The sequence below is a fragment of the Archangium sp. genome, from assembly GCF_036389735.1.
Lineage (GTDB): Bacteria > Myxococcota > Myxococcia > Myxococcales > Myxococcaceae > Archangium.
Genome location: NZ_DASVWK010000125.1, coordinates 1 through 3,582, shown reverse-complemented (window position 1 = coordinate 3,582; position 3,582 = coordinate 1). Strand labels below are relative to the sequence as shown.

3 protein-coding genes and 1 pseudogene are annotated in these 3,582 nt (G+C 67.9%); all 4 read right to left on the bottom strand.

Annotated features, from left to right (window positions below; translation table 11 throughout):
• Positions 1–164, bottom strand: a pseudogene (locus tag VF794_RS04830) (elongation factor P); the annotation flags it as partial.
• Positions 165–270: 106 nt separating this feature from the next.
• Complete coding sequence (locus tag VF794_RS04825) at positions 271–633, bottom strand: hypothetical protein (RefSeq protein WP_331107995.1); 363 nt, start codon at positions 631–633, stop codon at positions 271–273.
• 34 nt (positions 634–667) lie between these two features.
• Positions 668–1,336, bottom strand: coding sequence for a hypothetical protein (locus tag VF794_RS04820; protein ID WP_331107994.1), 669 nt, complete (start codon positions 1,334–1,336; stop codon positions 668–670).
• Between the two features lie 30 nt (positions 1,337–1,366).
• The coding region (gene pilQ, locus VF794_RS04815; protein WP_331107993.1) for a type IV pilus secretin PilQ at positions 1,367–3,582 on the bottom strand (2,216 nt) is incomplete at its 5' end.

The window sequence follows — 3,582 nt, the reverse complement described above, 5'->3', positions numbered from 1 at the left end:
GGCTGGAGCACGCGCCCGGTGAGCAGGCTGCGGATGGTGGTCCGCACGAACGCGGAGCCCTTGCCCGGCTTGACGTGCTGGAACTCGACGATCTCGAACGGCTCACCGTCGACTTCGATCTTCATGCCCTTGCGGAACTCGGACGTATCAATGACACCGGCCATGGACAGGCTCCTTCGGACAGCTTGAAAAAGTCCGGGGTGTCTAGCCGATGGGGCCGCGCGTTGCAAAGCGTAAAGGCGCGGCGCGCTGCGCCGTGCGACCGCCAGACTACAGCTCGGCGCGAATCCTCGGAGCGATCACCCTCAGGACGTACCGGCCTTTTCCATAGTTACCGTCCGCGCGAAGCGCCAGTACCAGGAAGTATTCCGGAGAGATGAGGCGCATGAGCGTCAGCACGTTCTCGCTGTTGATGCTGACCTCATGGACCTCACCCGTCTTGAGGGTCTCGGCGGCCTGCTTGAGCTGGCTGAGCAGGTTGGCGTACTCCACCCAGGCCCCGTTCAGCTCCAGCTCGCCCGCCTCCTCCTTCTGATGGGTTTCCACGGAGATTCCGTCGAAACCCATCACACTGCAGGCCAGGGCCCCGTCTACCTGATTGACCACCGACTCGAGGTGCGTACGGAAGGACATGGCTGCCGCCTTGTAGGAGGGACGGGAGAGCAGGTCAAGGCGTGGTGGGGCAGATGGGGCCGTTGTCCTGGCCAATCTGACCGCAGGTCCAGCTCTTCTCCAGGGGGAGCCCCCCCCTCGAGCACGTATTGTTGCCCGGCACGTAGCCGCTGTTGATGACGGTGACCGGGAAGGTGATCTCGTTGGTCTCCATCTTCTGCCCTCCGCTGAAGACCCCCGCGACCTTGATGGTGGACAGCACGGTCACCGGCGCGGTGACGCCACTCAGCGCCGTGAGCGCCTCGGGGCCGAACGCCGGCAGGACGGCGTAGCTGCCATCCGCCGAGGTCCCGGGGCGGAAGACGGCATACAGGGGAATGCGCTCCTCCTCGGGCAGGACCAGGCCCGCCGAGGTCTCGTAGGTGAGGATCAGCTCCCGGAAGGTGAAGTCACTGAGCCCGCCACCCGCCACCGTCGTGGTACCGACGCGGATCTCCCGCGCCACGGTATTGGTCTCGACCCGGAGGGCCACCAGGTAGCCCTGCCCACCGGACACGTCGAGCTGTCCCGCGGGGCGCTGGGTTTCGCCCAGGGCACAGGAGCCCCCCTCATCCTTCAGCGTGCGGGCATCGAGGAAGCGCACGGGGGCGTCTCCCTGATTGGCCACACAACCCACCGACGAGGCCGCCAGGGCCGCAATCATCATCCATCGCGTCATGGACATCGACTCCTTCGACCGCATGAGAAGCACCGGCTACAGCGACTGCGGCATCGTCTGCCGGTTGAGGATGCGAGGCGTGATGAAGATGAGCAGTTCCTGCCGATCATCACGCTCGCGGTAGTTCTTGAACAGCAGACCCAGCACCGGAATTTTGGACAGGAAGGGCACCGCGTTGCTCGTGGAGCTGCCGCGGCGCACGTAGATGCCGCCGATGACGGTGGTGTCGCCGTCCTTCACCAGCACCTGGGTATTGGCCTCCTTGCGCTGGATGGCGGGCTGGCCGTTGGCGCCGGTGTTGGCCGGGTCGGGCTGGTTGTTGGCCGCGTTGATGTTCAGCATGATGCTGCCGTCCTGGGTGACGTGCGGCGTCACTTCCAGCGACAGACGCGCCTCGATGAAGGTGGTGTTGGCACCGGAGGCGGACACCTGGCTGAAGGGCAGCGACACACCCTGGCTGATGCGGGCGGTGTTGTTGTCCAGCGTGGTCACCTTGGGCGCGGAGATGGTCTTCACCACACCCTCGTTCTCCGCCGCGGACAGGCGCAGGTTGAGGGCGAGCGCGCCACCGGCCGAGCCGAAGATGAAGCCGAGCGCGCCACCGGTGCCCAGACCCGCGCCCACCGGCAGGTTGACGGCGAAGTTCGGCACGTCGGGCAGACCCGGCGAAGTGCCTTCCACGCCACCCGAAACGATGGCGGTGTTGGGGAAGATGAGGCCCGTGGGGTTGCCCGTGCCCTGTGCGGCGATGGCCTGACCGCCCCACTGCACACCGAGCTCGCGGCTGAAGGTAGTGTTGGCTTCCACGATGCGGCTCTCGATGAGCACCTGCGGCGTCTGCGTGTCCAGGTTGCGCACCAGAGCCCGCGCCTTCTCGGTGTTGGAGCGCACGTCCTTGACGATGAGCACGTTGGTACGCGTGTCCACCGTCACCGTGCCGCGCTCGCTCAGCACGTCCTTGACCCGGGCGGACATGTCGTTGGCGGTCGCGTAGTTGACCGGGATGAGGCTGACGAGCAGGTCCTCCTGCTGCACCAGCGACTTCTTGCGCTCCTGGCGCAGCCGGGCCTCCTCCTCCAGCGTCTTCAGGGGCGCGATGCGGATGATGTTGCCGAACTCCTCGCGGCCCAGCGACTTGGTGCGCAGGATGAGATCCAACGCCTGGTCCCAGGGCACGTTGCGCAGGCGGATCGTCACCTTGCCGGAGACGTCATCGGCCACCACGACGTTCTTCTTGGAGATCTCCGCGATGACGCGCAGCAGGTTCTGGATGTCGATGTCCTTGAACTCGAAAGACACCTTCTTGCCGCGGTAGCGGGCCTGCTGAGGGGCGCCCTCGGAGGCGTAGGTGGGCGCCTCGGCGGTGAAGCCGGCGGTGCGCTGGGTGACGGCCACCTGCTCCGTCTTCACGCCCTTGACGCTCAGCCGCCACGACAGGCCACCGGCCACCTGGGTCACGTTCTCCTCGATGGCGCCATCCGCGGCCACCACCACGCGCACCCGGTTGCCCTCGCCGGGCACCGAGAAGGCGCTGATCATCTTCACCGGCGTCTCCAGCGCGCTGGTGTCGAGGCTGCGCTCCAGCCGGCGCGGCAGCTTCGCGTTCTCCAGCGACAGCACCGCGCTGCGCGGATCCGGCCGCTCCACCTTCCAGACCACGGCGCCGGACAGCTTGAGGCTCACCCGGCCGCCCGAGTCGTTCTCGTCGAAGGTCAGATCCTTGACCTCCACGGGCGCCAGCTGGGCGGACACGGGCGTGGGGCGCAGCGGCGCGTTCTCGGCCACCACCTTCTCCGGCGTGTCGGACACGGCTGGCTTGCGCGCCACCTTGCCACCGAGCACCACCTCGAGCCCGCGGCCAGTGCGGTCCACCCGGTACGCCGGCATGTCGCCGCGCACGTCGAGCACCAGCCGCACCTTGTCCGAGTGCGCGCCCACGCGCACGTCCTTGAGCGTCCCGGACTGCACACGCGGAGCGCGTGCGGCCAGGCCCACGCCGTACAGGTCCACCGCGAGCCGCGGCGGATCCGCCAGCTCCAGCACCTCGTAGCGAGCGACCTCGCCATCGGCGCGGATGCTCAGCGTGTCCCGGGCGAAGGAGAGCGCGGTGATGCGCCGGGCCGGATGCGCCACCTCGCGCTCGTCCGCCTCGGCCGCCACCACGTTCTCCGGCAGCGGCGCGGCCGGGGCCTTGGCCACGGCGGGAGCCGGCTGCGCGGGGGGCGTCTTCTTCTCCGGCGACTCGCTCGGAG

What these genes read in the sequence shown, in the direction of transcription:
- VF794_RS04820 (WP_331107994.1), bottom strand. Translation starts at nt 1,336, where the DNA reads ATGTCCATGACGCGATGGATGATGATTGCGGCCCTGGCGGCCTCGTCG.
- VF794_RS04825 (WP_331107995.1), bottom strand. Translation starts at nt 633, where the DNA reads ATGTCCTTCCGTACGCACCTCGAGTCGGTGGTCAATCAGGTAGACGGG.